The 17910-nt window shown below is 67.2% G+C and carries 24 protein-coding genes; 16 read left to right on the forward strand and 8 right to left on the reverse strand.

The genetic code is table 11. The features are described 5' to 3' along the window. From AC3ENX_RS13730 to AC3ENX_RS13740, 3 genes are all read left to right on the forward strand, one after another. Positions 1-862, forward strand: an 862-nt coding sequence (locus AC3ENX_RS13730; protein WP_236969048.1) for a polysaccharide deacetylase family protein, incomplete at its 5' end; no start/stop codon positions are given. After that, on the forward strand, positions 859-1524 hold the full coding sequence (locus AC3ENX_RS13735; RefSeq protein WP_005050795.1) for an N-carbamoylsarcosine amidohydrolase: 666 nt from the start codon (positions 859-861) through the stop codon (positions 1522-1524). The genes AC3ENX_RS13730 and AC3ENX_RS13735, both read left to right, overlap by 4 nt. Positions 1525-1575: 51 nt before the next feature. Then, on the forward strand, positions 1576-1968 hold the full coding sequence (locus AC3ENX_RS13740; RefSeq protein ID WP_005050794.1) for an SDR family oxidoreductase: 393 nt from the start codon (positions 1576-1578) through the stop codon (positions 1966-1968). A gap of 85 nt (positions 1969-2053) precedes the next feature. On the opposite strand, the gene AC3ENX_RS13745 is transcribed toward AC3ENX_RS13740, so the two are convergent. Next, positions 2054-2497 (reverse strand): SDR family NAD(P)-dependent oxidoreductase, encoded by a 444-nt coding sequence (locus AC3ENX_RS13745; RefSeq protein WP_082157159.1) that lies wholly within the window; start codon positions 2495-2497, stop codon positions 2054-2056. Between AC3ENX_RS13745 and AC3ENX_RS13750 the strand changes: the two genes are divergently transcribed. Continuing rightward, positions 2488-2643: an Lsr2 family DNA-binding protein gene (locus AC3ENX_RS13750; RefSeq protein WP_425488716.1), complete on the forward strand. Its 156-nt coding sequence runs from the start codon at positions 2488-2490 to the stop codon at positions 2641-2643. The two genes, AC3ENX_RS13745 and AC3ENX_RS13750, sit on opposite strands and share 10 nt — an antisense overlap. A gap of 5 nt (positions 2644-2648) precedes the next feature. On the opposite strand, the gene AC3ENX_RS13755 is transcribed toward AC3ENX_RS13750, so the two are convergent. Both AC3ENX_RS13755 and AC3ENX_RS13760 read right to left on the reverse strand, forming a co-directional pair. After that, positions 2649-3707, reverse strand: a complete 1059-nt coding sequence (locus tag AC3ENX_RS13755) for a nucleotidyl transferase AbiEii/AbiGii toxin family protein (protein ID WP_005050776.1) — start codon at positions 3705-3707, stop codon at positions 2649-2651. Continuing rightward, positions 3700-4359: a type IV toxin-antitoxin system AbiEi family antitoxin domain-containing protein gene (locus AC3ENX_RS13760; RefSeq protein WP_005050774.1), complete on the reverse strand. Its 660-nt coding sequence runs from the start codon at positions 4357-4359 to the stop codon at positions 3700-3702. Before AC3ENX_RS13760 ends, AC3ENX_RS13755 begins: the two co-directional genes overlap by 8 nt. Before the next feature lie 152 nt (positions 4360-4511). Here AC3ENX_RS13760 and AC3ENX_RS13765 point away from each other — a divergent pair, with 152 nt between their 5' ends. Genes AC3ENX_RS13765 through AC3ENX_RS13785 form a run of 5 tightly spaced genes read left to right on the forward strand, consistent with a single transcriptional unit; the run spans position 4512 to position 7167 of the window. Then, on the forward strand, positions 4512-5396 hold the full coding sequence (locus tag AC3ENX_RS13765; RefSeq protein WP_005050771.1) for a hypothetical protein: 885 nt from the start codon (positions 4512-4514) through the stop codon (positions 5394-5396). Beyond that, positions 5396-5647, forward strand: coding sequence for a hypothetical protein (locus AC3ENX_RS13770; RefSeq protein WP_005050769.1), 252 nt, complete (start codon positions 5396-5398; stop codon positions 5645-5647). Before AC3ENX_RS13765 ends, AC3ENX_RS13770 begins: the two co-directional genes overlap by 1 nt. Continuing rightward, entirely contained in the window at positions 5640-5942 is a 303-nt protein-coding gene (locus AC3ENX_RS13775) for a hypothetical protein (protein WP_005050767.1), read from the forward strand. Before AC3ENX_RS13770 ends, AC3ENX_RS13775 begins: the two co-directional genes overlap by 8 nt. Then, positions 5942-6418, forward strand: coding sequence for a hypothetical protein (locus AC3ENX_RS13780; protein WP_005050765.1), 477 nt, complete (start codon positions 5942-5944; stop codon positions 6416-6418). Before AC3ENX_RS13775 ends, AC3ENX_RS13780 begins: the two co-directional genes overlap by 1 nt. Beyond that, the gene (locus tag AC3ENX_RS13785; protein WP_005050763.1) at positions 6415-7167 is read left to right on the forward strand and encodes an HNH endonuclease family protein; all 753 of its coding nucleotides are present in this window, start codon (positions 6415-6417) and stop codon (positions 7165-7167) included. The genes AC3ENX_RS13780 and AC3ENX_RS13785 overlap by 4 nt, the downstream gene beginning before the upstream one ends. A 5-nt stretch (positions 7168-7172) precedes the next feature. Here AC3ENX_RS13785 and AC3ENX_RS13790 read toward each other — a convergent pair whose 3' ends face one another. Further along, entirely contained in the window at positions 7173-7706 is a 534-nt protein-coding gene (locus tag AC3ENX_RS13790) for a helix-turn-helix transcriptional regulator (protein WP_005050761.1), read from the reverse strand. Between the two features lie 93 nt (positions 7707-7799). Here AC3ENX_RS13790 and AC3ENX_RS13795 point away from each other — a divergent pair, with 93 nt between their 5' ends. The 5 genes from AC3ENX_RS13795 to AC3ENX_RS13815 all read left to right on the forward strand — a co-directional run bounded on the left by AC3ENX_RS13795 (position 7800) and on the right by AC3ENX_RS13815 (position 11448). Further along, a complete protein-coding gene (locus tag AC3ENX_RS13795) occupies positions 7800-8036 on the forward strand; it encodes a hypothetical protein (protein ID WP_043340519.1) in 237 nt (78 codons plus the stop codon). A 100-nt stretch (positions 8037-8136) separates the two neighbouring features. Further along, entirely contained in the window at positions 8137-9765 is a 1629-nt protein-coding gene (locus AC3ENX_RS13800; protein WP_005050756.1) for a hypothetical protein, read from the forward strand. Continuing rightward, positions 9765-10589: a hypothetical protein gene (locus tag AC3ENX_RS13805; protein ID WP_005050753.1), complete on the forward strand. Its 825-nt coding sequence runs from the start codon at positions 9765-9767 to the stop codon at positions 10587-10589. The genes AC3ENX_RS13800 and AC3ENX_RS13805 overlap by 1 nt, the downstream gene beginning before the upstream one ends. After that, positions 10586-10987: a hypothetical protein gene (locus AC3ENX_RS13810; protein ID WP_005050751.1), complete on the forward strand. Its 402-nt coding sequence runs from the start codon at positions 10586-10588 to the stop codon at positions 10985-10987. The genes AC3ENX_RS13805 and AC3ENX_RS13810 overlap by 4 nt, the downstream gene beginning before the upstream one ends. Positions 10988-11049: 62 nt before the next feature. Next, entirely contained in the window at positions 11050-11448 is a 399-nt protein-coding gene (locus AC3ENX_RS13815; RefSeq protein ID WP_043340515.1) for a hypothetical protein, read from the forward strand. Between the two features lie 268 nt (positions 11449-11716). Here the strand turns inward: AC3ENX_RS13815 and AC3ENX_RS13820 are convergent, their stop codons facing one another. Beyond that, positions 11717-12967 (reverse strand): Eco57I restriction-modification methylase domain-containing protein, encoded by a 1251-nt coding sequence (locus AC3ENX_RS13820; RefSeq protein ID WP_082157161.1) that lies wholly within the window; start codon positions 12965-12967, stop codon positions 11717-11719. 205 nt (positions 12968-13172) lie between these two features. Here AC3ENX_RS13820 and AC3ENX_RS13825 point away from each other — a divergent pair, with 205 nt between their 5' ends. Further along, positions 13173-13580 (forward strand): AMP-binding enzyme, encoded by a 408-nt coding sequence (locus AC3ENX_RS13825; protein ID WP_005050745.1) that lies wholly within the window; start codon positions 13173-13175, stop codon positions 13578-13580. Here the strand turns inward: AC3ENX_RS13825 and AC3ENX_RS13830 are convergent. Next, the gene (locus AC3ENX_RS13830) at positions 13501-14055 is read right to left on the reverse strand and encodes a putative antibiotic biosynthesis monooxygenase (protein WP_005050743.1); all 555 of its coding nucleotides are present in this window, start codon (positions 14053-14055) and stop codon (positions 13501-13503) included. The genes AC3ENX_RS13825 and AC3ENX_RS13830 overlap by 80 nt on opposite strands. Positions 14056-14910: 855 nt before the next feature. Here AC3ENX_RS13830 and AC3ENX_RS13835 point away from each other — a divergent pair. Further along, the gene (locus AC3ENX_RS13835) at positions 14911-15735 is read left to right on the forward strand and encodes an IclR family transcriptional regulator (RefSeq protein WP_434812367.1); all 825 of its coding nucleotides are present in this window, start codon (positions 14911-14913) and stop codon (positions 15733-15735) included. Between the two features lie 99 nt (positions 15736-15834). Here AC3ENX_RS13835 and AC3ENX_RS13840 read toward each other — a convergent pair whose 3' ends face one another. Together AC3ENX_RS13840 and AC3ENX_RS13845 are read right to left on the reverse strand one after the other, a co-directional pair. Next, positions 15835-16674: an aldo/keto reductase gene (locus AC3ENX_RS13840; protein WP_005050739.1), complete on the reverse strand. Its 840-nt coding sequence runs from the start codon at positions 16672-16674 to the stop codon at positions 15835-15837. After that, a complete protein-coding gene (locus AC3ENX_RS13845; RefSeq protein WP_005050737.1) occupies positions 16671-17909 on the reverse strand; it encodes an NAD(P)/FAD-dependent oxidoreductase in 1239 nt (412 codons plus the stop codon). The genes AC3ENX_RS13840 and AC3ENX_RS13845 overlap by 4 nt, the downstream gene beginning before the upstream one ends. Position 17910: the final 1 nt, after the last annotated feature.

Raw genomic sequence — 17910 nt, forward strand, 5'->3', positions numbered from 1 at the left:
CTTCGATTACAGCCCGATCACGGAGCGACCGACGATTTCGTGGCCGAATGGGGCCCGAGTGGCGTTCTATGTCGGGCTGAACATCGAGCACTATCAGATCGACAAGCCCTCCACGAGCATCTTCGGCGGTACCGCGATGCTGCAGCCGGATCCACTCAATTACGGCTGGCGCGATTACGGTCCGCGGGTAGGCCTGTGGCGGATGATCGAGAGCCTCGACCGACATGGAGTGCCCGCAAGTGTGCTTCTCAACTCCGACGTTTGTCGGCACTACCCCCAGATTCTCGAGGCAGGCCGGCAACGCGGCTGGGCGTGGCTCGCGCATGGCCGCGACAATTCCACCTTCCAAGCTGGAATGGGTGCTGACACGGAGCGCGCCTACCTTCAAGACGTGACGGATACAATCGCCTCCGCCACCGGAGTACGGCCGCGGGGCTGGCTTGGCCCGGCGCTCACAGAGACGTTCGAGACGCCGCGGATCCTTCGGGAGCTGGGGTATGACTACGTCCTGGACTGGACGAACGACGATCAGCCGTATCCGCTGAACGTCGACGGGATGTTCAGCGTTCCCTACACGATAGAACTCAACGATGTGACGATGTTCGTGAGTAAGAGCTATACCGGCCCGCAGTTCCTGGAAGCGGTGATCGACCAGTTCGATCAGCTCTATTCAGACTCCGAGCACTCGGGTCGCGTCATGTCGCTGCCGTTGCACCCGTTCATCGTCGGCCAGCCGTTCCGCCACCGCTACCTTGATCGGGCCCTCGAGCACATCACGTCTCACGATGGTGTCTGGGTGACGACGAGCGATGCCATCGCGGCGCACTATCAGTCGACGGGGAACAGGAGAGCCGATTCGTGACGAATACGGAGCTGATCGATGAGTACGCACGGCTGCGCGACGAGTTCAAGGCCAAGGGATTGGGCGGCCGGATCGGCTACGGCGAGAAGCCGGCGCTGCTGATCGTCGACTTGATCACCGGATTCACGGACAGCCGTTCGCCCCTGTCAGGCGAACTGGAGTCACAGCTGGCCGCCACCAATGCCTTACTCGTCCCCGCCCGTGAACTCGAGATCCCCATCTTCTTCTCGACGGTCGCGTACGACACCGAATTGCAGGAGGCGGGGCTCTGGATCAAGAAGATCCCGTCCAACCACCTGTTGGTGGAGGGCAGCGAATGGGTGGAGGTCGACAGCAGGCTGGGCCAGCTGCCCCACGAGATGACCCTGGTGAAGAAGTACGCATCCTGCTTCTTCGGAACTGATCTCGCCGCACGCTTGATCTCACGGGGTGTCGACACCATCATCATCGTCGGCTGCACCACCAGTGGGTGCGTGCGCGCCTCGGCGGTTGACGCCTGCTCCTACGGCTTCCACACCATCGTCGTCGAAGAGGCAGTCGGCGACCGGGCAGCCCTTCCGCACCTGGCCAGCCTCTTTGACATCGACGCGAAGTACGGCGATGTCGTCAGCCTCGACGACGCACGTGCTTACCTGCGGGGGCTTGCGCAACAGAACGATTGACTGCAGTAACGCCGTGGGGCCAACTTCCTCTGTGCGGAATATTGAACCGGCGTGCAGGCCGAGATCCCGCAGATGCTGGCGCAGGGCGGCGGATCCATCATCAACACCGCCTCGTCCCTCGGGCAGGTCGCCATCGCCCACCAGTCCGCCTACGTCACGTCGAAGCACGGCGTCATCGGCCTCACCCGAGCCGCCGCGGTGGAGTACTCCGACAAAGGCATCCGCGTGAACGCAGTGCTGCCCGGGGTGATCCAGACGCCAATGATAGACGCGCTGGAGGAGACCTACCCCGGCTTCAAGGACGCGCTGCTGACGAAGCACCCGATCGGCCGACTCGGCACGCCGCACGACATCGCCGAGATGGTCGCGTGGCTCGGTTCCGACGCGGCCGCCTTCGCGACCGGCGCGCAGTTCGCCGTCGACGGCGGGTACCTCGCGATTTAGACGAGGTGGCCACGACGGACGGGAGGCACGGTGTCAGCTGACACCGTGCCTCACGTCCGTCACCGGTCGCGCCGCGACCCGCGTGTCAGCCGTTCTTCGCGGCCAGTCGGTCCGTCTCGCTGTCGTTCCGCCACCCGGCGGTCGCGCCGCCGTCGACGCTGTAGTTCTGTCCGGTCACCCAAGAGGACTCGTCGGAGGCCAGGTAGAGCGGCATGTACGCGATGTCCTCGCCCGTGCCGGGGCGTTGAATGAGCGCGTTGCCGACCTGCCAGGCCTTGCCCTCCGCATCCACCGCCTTGTCCGTCGCCGGGGTGCTGACGAAGCCAGGCGAGATCGAGTTCGCGCGGACGCCGTAGCGGGCGCCCTCCGCAGCGAGCGACTTCGTCATCGCGATGACGCCGCCCTTCGCGGTGGTGTGCGCGACCTGGCGAGCGGCTCGATCCCGCGACCTTCGCGATCGACGGAAAGCAACTCGAGATCGATCTCGAGTTCGAGGCCTGGGCCAAGAGCGCGCGCCGCATCGGCGCAGCCACCCGGCGTCCGGCGAGGACGTCGCGGGGCGGACGGGCCGATCTCAACACGGTGCGTGAATGGGCCAGTCAGAACGGACACCAGGTCAGCGATCGCGGCAGGGTTCCCGCGTCCATCCTCGAGGCGTACGACGCGGCGCACTGACGCGGTCACTCCTGGGCTGAGCCGCGCGCTGCGCGCCAGTGCTCCGTGACGGGATAACCGGAGCGCACGTGCGCGCGCACGTGGACCTCCCCCGAAGGGGATCCGCTGCCGCCCGGCTCCGGCGGCGGAGGGTTCTGTGTCCAGCCTGAGCCAGGGACCCAGACCGTCCCCGGTTGCACGGGCGCGTCGGCGAGCGCGGGATCGATCAGCTGACGCGCGAGAGCCACGGCCTCACCCAGATCGGTGATCCCGCCGGCTGAGGGCGTGCCGGCCGCGAGCACCCGGTAGGGACCGTCCCAACCGTCCGGGACCGTGAACGTAGTGAACGAGTCGAGCTTTGACAGTGCACGCTTCGCGTCGATGGCCATCTGCAGCTCGCGCAGGTCGACGCGCTGCGTGCGTGCAATGGTGACGATGTCCACCAGGTCTTTCGCGCGGCTGCTGGGGCGGCCGTTGTAGGTGCTCATCGTCGCAGTGACCTTCTCCGCGACCTGATCGGAGATCGGGAACAGCCGGTAGGGGTGCGACGGGACCGGCCGCCCCAGCTGCAGCCGCGTCGACGGCTCGATCGTCTCGACGCGGCCGACCGGGGGAGGGCCGACGACCACGTCGATGGGGATGTCGGAGATCCTCCGGCCGGTGTTCGCGTCCAGACATGTGAACACCAGGCGCCGGGTCGCGACACCCGGCTGGTTCTCTCCTCGCCCGGTCGCACGGGCACGGGTGAGCTGGAACCGCACATGGTCGCCGAGATCACGCGCGGCTGCCTGCTCGAGCGCCTGCTGCGCGGCATCCAGATCGGCGGCGCCGGTCGAGGCCAGATCCAGGTCTTTCGTCGACCGTGACTTCGGCACCCGGGCGAGCATCGCCGTGCCGCCCTTGAGCAGCCACTCGGACTCTTCCCCCTCCGCAAAGACCCGGCTGAGGAAACGATCGTGCTGTGCCTGCACGATCTGCGCATTCACATCCAGCGCGCTCGCGCCGTCACCGGCTGCCTTCGTCGCGGCCGCCTTGATCGCCTGCGCAAGCCCCGTCCAGTCTTTGTAGCCGTCGGGCTCAGGCATCGGCCGGCACCACCGCGTCGACGCCCGCAAGAGCGAGCAGATCAGCCGCGAGCGCGGCACCCGAGGGGTACTTGTTGGGCTTGGCCAGCGGCTCCAGATACTCGGTCAGGCGGGCGGGGGAGAGCAGCTTTCCCGCGTCCGCGGCGTCGGCGAGCGCATCGGCGACGAGGGAGCGGTCGACCCACTGCTCGATCAGGTCGGCGATCGTGCGCTCGACGCTCATGGTCGGCATCCCGTCGACGGAGACCACCTCGGTGGGCGCGAGCTCGCGGGTGCGGAGCCGCACCCCGTCCAGGCGGGTACCGCGGCGGGTGGGAACGACGAACTCGAGTGGCCCGGGGAACCAGTCGCCGATGCCATGCAGCTGCGCGGCCGTCTGGCCTGCGGCGACGACGGGCGGGACGCCGGTGTCTGTGCGGGGACGGTCGGCGCCGCCGAGGGCGAGCCAGGTCGCGAGGATCGCCTCCTGCTCGTGCTCTGGCGCGCCGGCGAGGCGGTAGACGCCGCGCGCGACGCGGATGAGCGCGCCGCTGTTGGCGAGGCGCGTCAGGGTCGGGCGCGCCACGCCAGCCTCGAGCGCCTGGGCGGTGGTCACCAGGCCCCAACGCTGTGACGCGAGCTCGCCCAGACGAGCGAAAGTTGATCCTGCCATGCGCACAGTGTAGCGAGAAACCGCAACAAACGTTGTAGCTCGTTCAGATTGTCGACTTCGAGCCTCTGGGGCCACCCCTTAGCAGTGAGGGGGTTCCAAACCCTCGGGAACGGGTTATATTCGGGAATATAACCATCTGTGAGGAGGAGAAGATGCGGACCCACACCTGCCCGCCGGACCACAAGCACGGGCTGACCTCCACCTGCTACGTCGTCCACCTCTGCGGGTGCCGCGCCTGCATGGACGGCAACGCGCGCCGCCGCCGCGACCGCTACCGTCTCCTGGCCTACGGGCGATACCAGGACGCGCACCAACCCATCGAGCCGATCCGGCAGCACCTGCAGGCACTGGTCGACACCGGGATGATCCCCGAACGGATCGCCATCAGCGCCGGCGTCGGCGGCGCCACGGTCCGTCGCCTGCTCAACAGCGAGACGGCACGGTTCGTCACCGGCGCCACCGCCCGCAAACTCCTCGCAGTCACCCCCGACAGCAGCACTCTCGCCGCGCAGGGCCGAGTCAACGGCCGCGGCACCCGCCGGCGCCTCCAGGCTCTGGCCGCGATCGGATGGAACCACCACGAGATCGCACGCCGACTCGGCTACCCGCGCTGGAAGGTCAACAAGGCACTCGAAGGCGCCTACGTGGACATCCGTGTCCACGACGACATCGCCGCGCTCTACGACGAGCTCTGGGACCAGCAGCCCCCCACCCACACCCGAGCGCAGCGGGTCGGCCGCTCCTACGCACTCACGGTCGCACGCCGGCACGGCTGGCTGCCGCCGCTGGCCTGGGACGACATCGACACCGACCCGGCACCGCCCACAGCCGGGCAGGAACCCCTGCTCGACGAGATCGCGATCGAGCTCGCTCTCGCCGGCCAGAACGTCCGCCTCACCCGAGACGAGCGCCTCGAAGCCACCCGACGCGGGACCGAACGCGGACTCAGCCTCACCCAGCTCAGCGACCTGCTCGGCGTCGACGTCCGCACCATCGACCGCGACCGTGACGACCTCGGACTCCGGCAGGCCGCCTGATGAGCAAGACGCTCGACATCCTCGAAGCCGCCCTGCACGGCACCACCGCCGGCTACCTGGCCGGATGCCGCAGCAAGGGAGGATGCCCGAACCACGGCAACCGCCAGCTGCTCACCTGCACCGAAGCGGCCCGCGCCCGCCGCCACTACTTCTCGCTCGCCTCGCTCGAGGAGACCGAGCCGATCACCCGGCAGATGCTCCGCGACGCCAAGAACAGCCCCTTCGCACCGAAAGAAGCCGCAGATGTCTGACCAGCCGAACACCTTCACCATCGACTCCACCAAAGAGGGAGAGTGGCTGCGGGTCGTCCGCGCGCTCGGCGGCCATCGCTGGGCCCTGTCGCTGCGCTTCAACCCCCTCCCGCTGACTCAGCGAGGCGCCCGGCACACCCGGCCAACGCGGCAGCCCACACCCCACGCGGCAGCAGGCCACGGGCCGAACGCGAGACTGCACCTGCCCAGCTGCGCGATCTCCCCCCAGCTCGGCAACGGCCGCGGCGCCCACCTCAAGCAGATCCCCCACCTGGGCCGAACCGAGGAGCACTGATGACCGACATCGCCGTGCGCCTCCAGGAAGCCATGACCATCCAGACCGGCACACCCGTCACCGTCCGATGGAGCTTCCGCGAGTTCGCGCTCAACTGCACCCGCCGCGACGGCCGCCCCCTCACCCAACGGATGCACAGGCTCTTCCAGACGCTGCTCAACCGTGAAGCGCTCCGCGAGCTCACTCCAGGAGAAGACCCAACGATGGGATCCCGCGCAACCCTCATCGAGATCATCGACGACCTCGCCGTCAGCGCCGACCACCAAGGCGCCCGCGCGGCCGCGCTCGCCGAGGTCCTCCTCAGTGCCGGCATGTTCCACCTCGGCGACCAGCTCCGCCGCCAGAGCCACGCACTCTCAGAGCTCGACGCCGACGACGAAACCCTCGAGGTCATCGACGAGGCACGCACCCAGATCGCCCGAACCATACTGCTGCTCGACCAAGCCGACACCGCACAGGCAAAGGAGCGCAGATGAACCGACGCACCCGCCGCGCCAGCACAGCCCTCGCCGCGGTCGCAGCTCTCGCGCTCGGCTTCGGCGCCCACCAGCTGGGCATCACCTCCTGGATCGACACATGGACGCGCCCGCAGGCACCCGCCCCGGACCCGACCTACGACTACACCGCGCTCGCCGCAGTCGCGCAGGAGCTGCCGCTGATCGATCCCACCGAGGAGATTCCCGAGTATCGCCGCGCCACGTTCGGCGAGCGCTGGATCGACATCGAGGGAAACGGCTGCGATCAGCGAGACGATCTCCTCGCCGTCCAGCTGCAGGACGTCGTCCGTGACGGTTGCACGGTGCTCTCCGGCGTGCTCGACCCCGATCCGTACACGGGCACACGCATTGAGTTCGAGCACGACCGGATCGCCGCCCCTGGAGCCCCGGGAAGCTCCGGCGTCCAGATCGACCACATCGTCAGCCTTTCGGCGGCGCACGCCGGGGGCGCGTGGGCGTGGACCGAGCAGCAGCGCATTCAGTTCGCCAACTCGTTCGACAACATCGTCGCCGTCGATGGCAACACGAATGCGGCCAAGAACGACCACGGGCCAGCCCTGTGGCTGCCATCGAACGCCGACTACGTGTGCACCTACGTCGCCCGCTACACGGAGATCGTCGACACCTGGCACCTCGCGGTCGACGAAGCCGACCGCGGTGCGCTCGTGGACACGCTCTCAACCTGCGCTGCCCAGCAAGCCAGCGACGAGAGCGGGAGCATGTCGTGAAGCCGCTACGAACCCGCGTGGGATCTCGCCGCGCGCGCCTGACGCTTGGCCGCGCGAGCGCGGTCTACGACCTCGTTCGCATCCGTCGTGTCGACACCGAGGGTGCGCCTGATCACCTCGAGCTCGGCGTCGGTCCAGCGGGTGCGCCCTCGCATCCGCTCACCGAACGTGACGACGTTCAAGCCGAGCAGGTCGATCAGAGCCGCCTGCGTGGGAACCTCGGGCGCCCCCGCCCCGTCCGCGATCGCCGCCCGCAACCGCTCCGCGAAAGCCGCATCGCGCGCCAGTCCCGGCATCAGTCGCGGCCGGCGGCCGCGCTGCGAGGGCGCCCTGCGCGCGCGCTCCTGCGCGAATGCGTCGATCGCGGCCTCGTCGTAGAGCGGGGAGTTGCCTTCTATGGCAACCGGCTCGGGGAGCAGAGGACCCTCCTGGCCGGCTCTGCGCAGCTTGTTGCTGATGGAGCGCATCTTGTAGACCGCGACGACGGACACGCCGAGCTTCTCGGCGACGTCCGCCGTGGTGAGGTGCCGTCCGGTCATCAGCGCTCCTCTCAGCTGGATGAATATAACCACTTTCGCGGTTACGGCGCGCCGCGGCAACCAGACCCAACTTGGTTGGGGATGCTGGGGCGCATGGCTAACAAGGACGCGGACGCCATCCGTGAGGAGCTCCGTCGCATCGGCCAGCAGCTCGCGCAAGCGGACGAGCTGCGCGAACGCCGCGGCAAAGTCGTCGACGAGGCGCGCGCGGCCGAGCTGACCCAGCGAGAGATCGCCCTCCTGCTGGGGATGACCGAGGAAGGGCTGCGGAAGGCGCAGAAGTCCTACCACGGACGCGGGCGCTCTTACGGCGGCCGCCTCGCGTCCTAGCGACCCCGCCAGACCTTCATGGAGCGCCCGTCGACTGCGAAATCTGATTGCAATTTTCAAGCACTCTTGACTAATATAACCTGACGAATGAGGGGGTGAGATGGACGAGCTGAACTACCGACCCAAGCCGTGGACGCCGAAGGACGTGCCCACGATCTGGGTCGACCAGACCACCGGGCAAGGCGTCACCGACGCCGGCACGCCCGTTCGCCCCGTCATCGGCGAGCGCCGCAAGAACCCCAACCTGACGGACCTGCTCGACACGGCTGCCTCGTACGGCGCTAACCGCATCATGCTGACCGGGAAGCGCCCCGAGCCTGCGCCTGGCGTGCGGCACTGGCTGTACGTCCAGACCCCGAACTGGAAGCCCGGAGCCCACTGGGTCAACAACGGCCCGCCCACCGGTCGGTTCGAGCACGCGGTCACCGGCTTCAAGATCGAAGTCCGCACCGCGGAGGAGTGGTTCGGCGACGGGCCGCTGACCCCTGCCCAGGCTCGTCTGGCCTGGAACGTCACCGCGTCGATCATTCGCCACGCCGACGAGAACGCGCGCCTGTTCAACAGCCCTGCCGCCACCGGAACGAACCTGTGGGCGCTGTCGCTGCCGAAGAACATCAACCCCGTGCCGGTCGAAGACGACATCGCCCAGGAGATCCACTTCACCTCGGGCCTGCACCACTACGACCACCTGGTCGCGGGGGAGTCGTTCGCCAAGCACGAGGACTGCGTCCCGCTGATCGACCCGGCCAAGACGAAGAAGATCAGCGAGTTCGCCTACGTCGACGGCCGGTTCATGTTCGCCGGCGTCGGGCGCGAGCTCGGTATCGGCCCCGCGATCCGGCTGAACCAGGCCGCCGCGTACGAGCTGCTCGAGCAAGACCCCTACGCGCGCGCCCGCTTCCACGTGCGGTTCCGCGTCCCTCAGGGCTGGAACCACGTTGGCCTGCTCGGTGTGAAGCACCTGGACGTTCGCGAAGGCTGGTTCTATCCGAACCGGCCCGGAGCGGTGCACGACACCTGGGCCGACGGCAGCGAGATCCACGTCGCCCTCAAGCACGGGTGGGAGATCCGCCCTCACGAGGCCGTGGTGTTCCGCAAGGCCAAGCCTCTAGACACCTTCACCGAGCGCATGACGCGCGCCCGCGAGCGAGTCCAGCTGCAGGACGAGATGCACCCGGACCTGCGCCGCGCTGTGCTCGCCGCGCTGCGGAACATCATGCTGCACTCGATCGGTGCATTCGCCGCCGCGGGCCGCGACGAGACCCGCGTCGCCGCGTCGCCCGATGACGTCCCGCCCGAGTACAGGGCCAAGATGCTGCGACAGGGCAACCTCTGGATCTATCGCATCCCGTCGCGCCCGAACGACCGCACCCGAAGCTTCTACCACCCGGAGCTCGCCGCCCAGGTCTGGGGTCGCGCACGCGCTCGCGTCCTCCACGGCCCCAGCTCCCTCGGCGGCTACACCTCCGGTGCTCTCACGGTCGACCCCTCGACGCTCATCGGCATCCAGGGTGATGCGATCTACACGACCAAGCTGCCGGCGTGGTCCCTGCCGGACCGGTTCATCGGCGGCGGCGACGACGGCAAGACCGGGCGCCTGCGCCTGCAGGGCTACCTCAACGGATCCTTCATCACGCCGGAGACGCTGCGGCAGCGTGACGCGCTGAAAGCACGTGCCGAGCGGGCCGGCATCGCCAAGGCGCTCGAGCAGGCAGAGGAGAAGGGCTGATGGCTGACCAGCAGCGCACCGCCCAAGACCTCATCCGCGATCTGCGGCGCAAGGGCATCAGCACGGCCGAGATCGCCGAGGAGCTGCACCGCTCGCCTCGAATGGTCCGCAAGATCCTCAACGGCGAAACCAGCGGCGCCCTCTACCGCCAGGCGCTCCAGGAGCTCGCTGACACCGGACGCCTCACCCACGTCCCGCCGCGGCGCCGGCGCAAGGACGGCTCGATCGCCCCCGTGCGAGGCAAGGCCGGCGCCAAGCCCGTCATCCCCGAAGACCTCAGCGGCACCTACGTTGAGGGTCGCCAGGGTGGTCGGCTGCGCGTCGACGTGGCATACGCCACCGGGGGCGACCGGTACATCGAGATGCGCATCCCCAAGGGCCGCACCGCGAAGGGCCGCGAGCAGGCGAACGCCGAACTGATCAAGCAGGTCCGCAACGCCGCCAAGGGCCAGTCCCACGACAAGCAGAAGCAGATCACCGCCCACCTGACCTTCTCCAACGGCCGCGTGATGGAGGTCAACTCGTACAACGCCTCGACGATGCTCAAGCGCATCCACGAGAACGGCGGCGACGCCCTCGGCTGGTTCCGCGAAGAGTCGAAGAACCGATACGTGAACCTCGACACCAGCCGCGACACCATCACCGGCGTCACCCTCAACGTCGTCAGCACGGCCAAGACGACCGAGTACCAGAGGCAGGCCGAGCGCGGCCGCACTCACCGCCCCCGCTCGCTGTCGCCGGCGGAGCTCATCAGCATGGAAGAGAAGCGGCGCATCGAGGAGCGCCGCGCTCGCCGCCGTGGAAACCGAGGAGGTGGTCAGTGACCATGGCCGCCCCGAAGAAGCCCACAGCTGCAGCGAAGCCCCGCGCACGCAAGGCCGCGCCCCCCGCTGAGGAAGTCACCAGCGACGTCGACCAGGCAGCGACGTCCGAAGCACCCGCACGCGCACCTCGCGCAAGCCAGAAGCCGGCAGCGGCGAGCGCGACGCCTCCTGAGTCGGCCGAGGCGGAGACGCCACCGCCGGCGAAGAAGAAGCGGGGGCCCTACAACGTCGTCTACGTCCAGAAGAAGCCCGTCTCGATCCGTCTCCCCGACGACGCGCTTGAACTGATGGACTGGGCCAAGCAGGATGCAGCCAGCCGCGGCGACCGCCTCACCAAGGACGAGATCGTCACCGTTGCGCTTCGCGCCTACTGGGGCCGCAAACGGCGCCGCGGGTAATGACCGTCTCCTGAGCTGCTGGCAGGGAAGTCGAGATGAGTGAAACTAACGGGCCGGCCGAGTTGCCGGTCTACTCGATCGCCGAGGCATTCGTGAAGCGATCCGGAATGTATATCGGGCAGCCCGTCACGTTCGAGCGAGTGCACACGTTCCTGCTCGGTTTCGAAACGGCGATGTTGTACGTTCGCGACGAGCTCGCGCGCGATCGCAATGCGTTTCAGCCCGTGGGCGTGCTCGGTCAGTTCCGGGAGCAGCTGCGATCCGAGGGGCGGCTCAGGTGGGACTCCTGGTCCCTGACGATCGTGGCGGAAGCGATCGGCTGGACTGGCGACGAGCCTCCGGCGATCGACGATCTGACCGAAGAGCAGCACCTCGAGGCAGTCCGGGACCTTCTCCCGTTGCTCGAGAAGGTCTTTGCCCTCCCCGCGGAGCTTGTCACCTCGCTCCGTGACTCCGCCTGAGAAGGGTAGGCACCCCACCGCTGTCGGTGTGTCGTCCCGCCCATCGAGTTCGAGAACGCGTTCTATGCTGTGCGGCGATGATCAACCTGACCGCCACCGTCCCGCTTGGACCGCTGACAGAACTTGTCGGACGATCCCTCTCGGCGACTGGGAGATGGGTCAACTCATCCGGTAGCGCCTACCTGTCATATCCATCACTCAGAGGATCCTGACCCGGACGAACGATCGCAGTCGCTCGAGGGCAAAGGACCCGTGCGGATGTCGCGCGTCACACCTCGACCTCGAACGGCAACTTTCGCAGTGTCGTCGCGGAAATCCCGGTGCTCTTGTACATCCGGGCGTGGGCGTACTGGATCTCCGGCAGCAGATCGATGCGGCCGATCGCCTCCAGCATGATCTCGTCGGCCTGACCGGTGAGATGACGCAGTTCGGGGATCGCGTACCCGCCCACGTACTTCCCGGAGTTGAGATCCCAGGAGCGCACGGCCGGCAGCGCCTCCTCGATCCTCTCGCCGAGCTCCACCAGAGCATCGAACGTGTCCTGCCCGTAAGCGTGCGGGGAGAATGGGATCTGCGACATCGTGCCCTTGGTGACGTTGAAGCAGTCGCCCGTGAACGTCCACCACAGGAACGCCAGCCGCGACGCCGCGATCGCGCTGGCCGCGAGCTGGTCCTTCCGGTTCTGAACGAACAGCTTCCCCTCGTTGAGGGGCACCGTGGCGTGCGTGGTCTTGTCGTAGGTGACCGGCGGCACCGTGTACGTGCTCAGGAAGTACGTGGCGGTCTTCTTGAAACCGACGGAGTAGTCGCTCACACGGACAAGCGGCGTCGAGGAGATCGTGCCCTTCGCAAGCAGCGTGTCGATCAGCTCGAACATCGCGTCGCTGCTGGCGCGCATCCAGTTCGGGGTCCGCGAGCCGGCGGGCCGAAGCGAATACCGCAGTGTCGCCATCAGATGCGGACGGAACGCCTCGATCCAGCTGTGGGTGAGCGTCGTGTGCAGCTCGGAGACGCTGCCATACCCGGCGGCGGTGATGATCGTGCTGCGCACCTTCACCTGGAACAGGGCAGCCGGGCGTTCCTGGAAGGTGCTCACCCAGATCGCATCGAACCGCCGCTCGTAGAACTTCCGCAGTGACTCGTCGCGATCGGCGAACTGGCTGCGGATGGGAACGATCAGGCTGAGCCGGCCATCCGGGCGCGTGATCTGCGCCGAGCGCTCGCAGCAGGAGGCGTAGATGTCGTCGACGTTGTCTGTCTCGAAGCCGGTGATGCGGTAGCTGAGCTCGCGCCGGTTGACGTAGGGTGGGTTGCCGATGACGACGTCGAAGCCGCCCTGATTGGGGTGTGACACGTCGCCCCGCACCGGCAAGAAGCGCGGCCCGTACAATGTCCAGCGCATCGAAAAACACCCCGCGACCTTCCGACTACCTCCGGACGTCTTCGAGTACATCAACCAGGCACGCGACGAAGCCGCGGCCCGTGGTGATCGCCTCACCAAAGACGAAGCGATCACCATGGCAGTCCGCGCGTTCTGGGGCGGCAAGCGCCAGCGCCGCCGCTGATCACCACACCGACATAACCGACGAAAAGAACTCTGGAGGCATCTGATGAGCCGTCGATCTATGCTCGAGCAGGAAACCGATCCGCTACACCCCGCGCGGATGCTACCGCGCACCTGAGACGAACGCGCGGTCCTTCACCGAGGATGGCTACATCTCGACATGATCAACCGAGGCAGCGAGAAGATTTCGTGCGAAGAGGTGGAGGACCTCGTCTACCGCTATGACAGCTTCGATCTAGCGGCCGCCGTCGCGATGCTCGACCCCGTGTTCAGCGAGCGGGTATGCGTCTACGTGAGTCTCAAGGAGGGCGGCCCGCTCGGGCTCGAACGGATCCGCGCCGCCATGGAGTCCGCCGGGGTGGCTAAGCATAAGCACCCCGAGCGGCTGATCGCCGTCGACGACATGCCCCTCACCAAGGTAGGCAAGATTGACAAGAGGGAGCGGAGAGGGCTTTGCCCGCCGCGACAGCGCCTAATGGGGCAGACGCTCAGCGCCCGCGCCGCCACGCGAGCCAGTGGCGGATGCTCTCCTCGAGCGCGTGCAATAGAGGCAACATCACCCAGATGACGCACGCGACGGTCAGTGGCGTCGTACATAGGATCTGGAGGTACGGCGGCAGGCCGGTCAGGAGCGGAGCGATGAAGTAGGCGTTGAACATGGCAGGCGGTACCAGCGCGATCCACACTAAAATCGCCGTCCACCACCGCGGGCGCGCGGGACCGGCCGTCGGGATTGCACCGGTGAGGGCGTCCGGAGTCAGTGGACGGGCCTGCCCGATCGTGAGCGGCACGGCCTGTTGCAGGTGCGCCTGCCGCTCCTTACTGTCCTCCCACCGGATGAGGTCATGGGGGGAAGCGAACGTGATCTCGACGACAACCTGGCGCCGGTGCCGTTCCGAGACTCGGACCTTCGACTCCCGGTAGCCGGGGAACGACTGGGCCCGGCCGGTGAAACCATGCGCCCACTCGGTGAGATCGTCCAGCCGCCCGGGGACGGCTGTGCGCGCCACCCGAGCCGTGACCGTGAGGTTATCTGGTTGCATGGTGTCCTCCCGGGGCAGAGGAAGCCCCGTCTCCCAGCGTATTGCGCCGATGACGCGGCACTGAACAGCTTCCGACCATCGGGGTCCGGATCAATAGCGCGAAATAGTGCTCTTCCGAGCAGTGGAGTGTCACCGCCACTGCCGCCTCACGCAGGATGGAAAGTTGAAAGACCTGGATCGACGGGGAGGTCATTTGCACGAGGCGTTTCGCTTGCTGCGGGAAGAAAGGCTCAAACGAGGCCGATACCATCGCCGAGCGACGGTGTATCACCCGGACGTAGAAGAGGTCGACCAGCTCTACGGTGTCCGGCTTCAGCTGGAGTCCTTAGGCGCGCGCCGGACGGTGGACGGATGCTGCGCTCCGAGATCGGCGCTTCGCGCGAGTACGGGACGCTAATGGATGCGGCGCTGGCAGTCGGTGACATGGACGCCTGGCTGGTGGCGCACCACGCGTTCCTCCGCTGCTGCGTCGCGCGTGCAGACATCCCGTTGGGGCGGGTAGTGGACTCCTACCCGGAACGCTGCTTACACATCTATCAGTTGTGGCACCCGCAGTCGTTCGCCATCGCTCATCGCGAGTACGAGGCCGTCCTCGAGTCGATCGTCAGGCGTCCGACGCCCAGGGGATCGATCTGTCGCCGCTGGCGACCCACGAGTTCGCCTTCGACGATGCCGCCGCCGCCTTCGAGCAGTCCCGCGACGCGTCCAGCAGCCTGAAGGTCCTGCTCCGACCGTAGAGCGCCTGGGCCGTCGGGGCCGTCACAGGGAGCCACGCGGGCGGCGTGGGGTGGCACGGGCTGCAGTGGCACCGCGGAGACGATCCTCCCGCCTGTCGGGTCGGCATCGGAGCGCGCGGTGCAGGAGGAGCGCGCCCACGTTGCAAGTAAGCTTTCTGCCGTGCAGAATCGACAGCTCGGGTCGCCGGGCGATCCACCCCAGTATCCGATCGAGTCGGTCGACAACGCGCTGAAGCTGATCCTGCTGCTGGGTGAGGAGCACGAGCTGCGGCTCACGGACGCCGGTGCCCTCCTCGGGGTGGCGACCTCGACCGCGCACCGACTTCTCGCGATGCTGGCATGGCGCGGCTTCGTGCGGCAGAACCCGGTGACCAAGGCTTACGGCCCTGGCCCGGCGCTGACGACGGTGGCCTTCTCGGTGCTGCGCAGGATGGATGTCCCGAGACTGGCGCAGCCGATCCTCGAGGACCTCAGCGCCGCCCTCGGTGAGACCTGCCACCTGGGCACGCTCGAGGGCAACCATGTCCGATTCCTCGCCGTTGCCGAGCCCGATGTGGCCGTGCGCGTGGTTTCGAGACTGGGCAAGACCCTGCCGGCGCATTGCACCTCGACCGGCAAGGCGCTGCTTGCCGAGCTGAGCGACGAGCAGCTCTTCCGGCTGTACCCGGACGAGCAGCTCGAGATCGTCACACCGAACTCCATACGTTCCCGAGACGAACTCGTCGCCGAACTGGTTCGGACACGACTGGACGGTTATGCCGTGAATCGGCAGGAAAGCGAGGACGGCGTGGCGAGCGTCGCGGTCCCGGTCCACGTCTCGTCGGGACTGCGACTGGCGATCAACGCCTCCGCGCCCGTGCAGCGGTTACCGCCGGGCAAGGTCAAGTCCCTAGCGCGGTCACTGCGGGACGCCGCGATCCGCCTCGCCGAACTGTTGGGGTGAACCGGCCCGGGTCGTCGTAGCGCCCATGGATGCGCTGCGCACGCGAACACGCCGCTGATGAGCGTGGCTGCGGGAGCGACCGACCCGCCGCCGTGGGCCTCAGTGCCCGTTGGCCGGATCGTCCGGGTCGCGGGCGGCTTCTTCGCCTTGATCCAGCCCACTCAGCGTCGCCATATCCTCCGAGCTGAGCGTGAAATCGAAGACGTCGATGTTCTGCGCGAGATGCTTCTCATCGCCGGCGCGCGGGACGGGAACGATCCCTTCCTCGATGTGCCAGCGCAGTAGGACCTGTGCGGGCGACTTGTCATACTTCGACGCGATCGCGGTCACCGCGGGATCGGACAGCAGGGCTCCTCCGCGTCCGAGCGGGCTCCACGCCTCGGTCAGGATGCCGTGAGCGCGCTGGAAGCTGCGCTGTTCGACACGGGCGATGTCGACGCTGAGCTGGATCTGATCGACGTCGGGGACGACACCGGTCGCGTCGACGACGCGCTGAAGGTGGTGAGACTTGAAGTTGGAGACGCCGATCGCCTTCACTCGTCCCTCTTCGAGCAGTCTCACCAGACCCTTCCACGCTTCGACGTATCGGTCGAGGGCCGGAACCGGCCAATGGATCAGGAACAGATCGAGGTAGTCGACGCGAAGGGTCTTCAGCGATCGGTCGTACGCGCGCTGCACTCCCTCGACGCTGTGGTCCTCCTTGTTGAACTTGCTCGTGATGAAGACCTCGTCACGAGGGATGCCCGATGCACGCAGACCGGCACCGACGGCCTCCTCATTCGCGTACTTGTACGCCGTATCGAACAGGCGGTAACCGTAGCCGACCGCCTTCTCGACCATCGTTGCGCACTCGTCTCCCGTGAGTGGCCACGTGCCCACCCCGATTCGCGGGATGCGGTGACCGTGCAGGAGGGGGAGGGTGGTGTCGTCAGCTCTCATCGGGCGGCCGCCTTCGCCGGAGCCGTGCTCGAGGGCTCGAGGAGGGCGCGCAGCCGATGTATCAGCTCGTCCGCCTTCGCTCGCGAGGCGACCGAGCGGCGGGCGTCGACGAGGGCACGCGGCCAGTTCACGATGACGGCACCTTCGGCCTGCCCTTGGCTCTCGCCGTACACGACGGCGAAGCGGTCCTGCGCAGGGTCGCCCACCATCGTCCAGTGATCAGATCCGGTATGCCCGACGATCTGGATCTTCCAGTCGTACTGGTCGCTCCAGACATACTCGGTCGTGTCGTAGTCCTCGCAATCATCAGGGTGGACGATGTTGTGTGCGACGACGCGAGCCTGATCAACGGCATTGGTCCAATGTTCGAGGCGCAGCGAGACGTTGCGCGACGCACTCGCCCAACGTGCGATATCGCCGACGGCAAAGATCTCAGGATGCCCGATGGCCCGCAGCCCAGAGTCGCAGGTCACCCCGTTGTCGAGTTCGATGCCGGAACCCTCGAGCCACTCTGTGTTGACCACAGCTCCGATACCGACGAGAGCTGCATCGGCCTCGATGATCTCGCCGCCATCGAGCACCACGCGCACCCCGTCTGCCGTCTGTTCGACGCCTTCGACTGTCCTTCCGAAGTACTCCTCGACGCCCTCCTGGGCATACTTGCGGCTGAAGATCTGGCCGACTTCGGCATTGAGCACCCGCGACATCGGCGCCGGGAACGGGTCAACCATGCTGACCCGTACGCCCGCCGTGATCGCCGTTGCGGCAGCCTCCCCCCCGATGAAGCCTGCGCCGATGACCACAAGGTGCCGCGCTGTGGCCAGCTCATCCCGCAAGCGCTCGGCATCGCCGCTGGTACGCAGCAAGTGAATATGCTCACCTTCACCCCACGGAGAGCGACGGGCGCGTGACCCGGTGGCGATCACGAGTGTGTCGTATGAGACGGCTGTACCGTCCTCGAGCGTCACAACCTGGCCTTCGAGGTTGAGGGATGCCGCGGGCGTGCCGAAGATTGAGATGGCTCCGATCCCCCGCGTCTCGTGCTCGGAGAGAAGCTCGATCTCGTGTCGCGCCGTCTCACCGGTGAGGTACTTCTTCGAGAGCGGAGGTTTGTCGTAGGTGGGATGGCGTTCCTGGTCAATCAGGACGATCTCGCCCTCGAATCCCTCGCTTCGAAGGGCTTGGGCGGTCTTGAGCCCACCAACAGAGGCGCCGACGATGACGACCCGCGACACG

This window comes from Microbacterium sp. bgisy189, assembly GCF_057707225.1.

Excerpts from the sequence above, each read along its gene's own strand:
- AC3ENX_RS13755 (WP_005050776.1), bottom strand. The coding sequence starts at position 3,707 with ATGCCTGAGCCCGACGGCTACAAAGACTGGACGGGGCTTGCGCAGGCG.
- AC3ENX_RS13760 (WP_005050774.1), bottom strand. The coding sequence starts at position 4,359 with ATGGCAGGATCAACTTTCGCTCGTCTGGGCGAGCTCGCGTCACAGCGT.
- AC3ENX_RS13765 (WP_005050771.1), top strand. The coding sequence starts at position 4,512 with ATGCGGACCCACACCTGCCCGCCGGACCACAAGCACGGGCTGACCTCC.
- AC3ENX_RS13770 (WP_005050769.1), top strand. The coding sequence starts at position 5,396 with ATGAGCAAGACGCTCGACATCCTCGAAGCCGCCCTGCACGGCACCACC.
- AC3ENX_RS13775 (WP_005050767.1), top strand. The coding sequence starts at position 5,640 with ATGTCTGACCAGCCGAACACCTTCACCATCGACTCCACCAAAGAGGGA.
- AC3ENX_RS13780 (WP_005050765.1), top strand. The coding sequence starts at position 5,942 with ATGACCGACATCGCCGTGCGCCTCCAGGAAGCCATGACCATCCAGACC.
- AC3ENX_RS13785 (WP_005050763.1), top strand. The coding sequence starts at position 6,415 with ATGAACCGACGCACCCGCCGCGCCAGCACAGCCCTCGCCGCGGTCGCA.
- AC3ENX_RS13790 (WP_005050761.1), bottom strand. The coding sequence starts at position 7,706 with ATGACCGGACGGCACCTCACCACGGCGGACGTCGCCGAGAAGCTCGGC.
- AC3ENX_RS13795 (WP_043340519.1), top strand. The coding sequence starts at position 7,800 with ATGGCTAACAAGGACGCGGACGCCATCCGTGAGGAGCTCCGTCGCATC.
- AC3ENX_RS13800 (WP_005050756.1), top strand. The coding sequence starts at position 8,137 with ATGGACGAGCTGAACTACCGACCCAAGCCGTGGACGCCGAAGGACGTG.
- AC3ENX_RS13805 (WP_005050753.1), top strand. The coding sequence starts at position 9,765 with ATGGCTGACCAGCAGCGCACCGCCCAAGACCTCATCCGCGATCTGCGG.
- AC3ENX_RS13820 (WP_082157161.1), bottom strand. The coding sequence starts at position 12,967 with ATGGTGATCGCTTCGTCTTTGGTGAGGCGATCACCACGGGCCGCGGCT.
- AC3ENX_RS13825 (WP_005050745.1), top strand. The coding sequence starts at position 13,173 with ATGATCAACCGAGGCAGCGAGAAGATTTCGTGCGAAGAGGTGGAGGAC.
- AC3ENX_RS13830 (WP_005050743.1), bottom strand. The coding sequence starts at position 14,055 with ATGCAACCAGATAACCTCACGGTCACGGCTCGGGTGGCGCGCACAGCC.
- AC3ENX_RS13840 (WP_005050739.1), bottom strand. The coding sequence starts at position 16,674 with ATGAGAGCTGACGACACCACCCTCCCCCTCCTGCACGGTCACCGCATC.